The organism is Brumimicrobium salinarum (genome assembly GCF_002844555.1).
Taxonomy (GTDB): Bacteria; Bacteroidota; Bacteroidia; order Flavobacteriales_D; family Crocinitomicaceae; genus Brumimicrobium; species Brumimicrobium salinarum.
In genome coordinates, this window is the sequence record NZ_PJNI01000046.1 from 1 (window position 1) to 1794 (window position 1794).

The window sequence follows — 1794 nt, forward strand, 5'->3', positions numbered from 1 at the left end:
GCATTAATTATTCTAATGCTTTCTATTGGTTTTGGTTCAGTTTGGTATAGAGGTGATTGTACTGTTCCAAAAGAAAATTTTATTAAAACATCTATCAATAATGTGATAAAAGAAAAATACATTGATAAAAAAAATCATAATAATGAAACTATAATATTTGAAAATAAGAGACACATAATTCTTACTACTATATTGGGTCGAAAAATATATAAAGAGTCTGTTATAGGTGATAGCCTTTACAAAAAGGAAAATTCAAGGATTATAAAATTATATAAAGCTAATGGCGAAGTAATAGAGTACGAAGAAACAGAGCCAGATTGTGAATATTTATTAAAGTAAATTTGACTTAAATAAATTTTCAACCTCCCAAAATCCAAAAAGTTATCAACAATTTATTTTTATTTCCCCAAGCTGCCGCGAGATTTAGCGCAGCTTCTCGTGGTCATGGGTCTCCATACATAAACCCCCCAGCCGCGAATTTCACCCCATCTTCTCCTAACCTTAACTCTCCACACAACCACCCAGTAACCCACAACAAAAAATCTCCAACTAGAAAACTAGTGCTTAGATTGTAAAATATTTGTATTTTTAGAAGATAATAGTTGAGCTTCAGTCAACCACGAGATGGGACTCGACCAAACACTATACGGTTCAAGCAGAATAGGCCAAGAACAAATAGGTGAAATTATAGCAAGTAGCGATTTAAACTTAGTCAATATCAATACCGCAACACAAAATATCATTGGAGATAAATACTTTGAAATGAGTAATCATTTAGGGAACGTCCTTCAAGTGGTATCAGATCGAAAACTTCCAGTAAATGATGGCAATGAAAACATCGATTGTTCCCTTGTTGATGTGGTGAGTTATTCTGATTACTACCCGTTTGGTGTGCAGTTGGATGGCAGAACAATGGAGAATCCAATCGAAGTAGAACCCGCCGATACAACCATTTCTACTGATACATTACATGTTATTAATTCAGATTTTGAGAATGCACAGATTGTAGATAATGGCGTATCAATTTATATAGATGGTTGGAAAGATTTCTCTCAATCAACGATAAGTATTGATAATAATGGAGGAAATGAGCGTTTAAAGGTTATATCAACAAATGGAGCTCATGGCGTTCAACAAACTTTCTCCACAGAACCGGGCAAAACCTACACCTTTGAAGTGGATTTAGAAATGGAGTCTGTACCGGCAAATGAAGTAAACGTTCTTATTTTTGAAAATGATTATGCTGGTTCATTTGAATTAGAAGTTTTAACCATTGATGGAACACATACGTTTAGCTATACCGCCAATACACCTGCTATATATGTTCAAATAAGACAAGCAGGAACATATTATTTAGATAACATCACAATGTACCGTACTTATGAAGATACGGTGATTACAGGTGGATATGTTGCTGGGGATTACCGTTATGGTTTCCAAGGACAGGAAATGGATAACGAGGTGAAAGGGAAGGGAAATAGTGTTAACTATAAGTTCAGAATGCACGACCCAAGGGTCGGGAGGTTCTTTGCCGTGGATCCGTTGGCGCCAAAGTATCCTTTTTATTCACCATATTCATTCAGTGGAAATCAAGTTGTACATACAGTTGAATTAGAGGGCTTAGAAGAAGCTGTATTAAATGACGGATCATCTGTCCATACGGGACCATTAGATGATGACGCTACAATAGATAAATTAGAAGAATCAGGTGCTTGGGATGACGATAAATATGTAACTGAATGGCCGGGGAGAGAAAAAGGACTTGAACCCGTGACAATAAAGGCACAAAAAAAA

Annotated in this window: 1 protein-coding gene and 1 pseudogene; both read left to right on the forward strand. The window is 35.7% G+C overall.

From position 1 onward, the window contains the following. Positions 1 to 339 (forward strand): hypothetical protein (locus CW751_RS15050; protein WP_205677850.1); only part of this gene is annotated, 339 nt, incomplete at its 5' end. A 285-nt stretch (positions 340 to 624) separates the two neighbouring features. Continuing rightward, positions 625 to 1794, forward strand: a pseudogene (locus tag CW751_RS15055) (hypothetical protein); the annotation flags it as partial.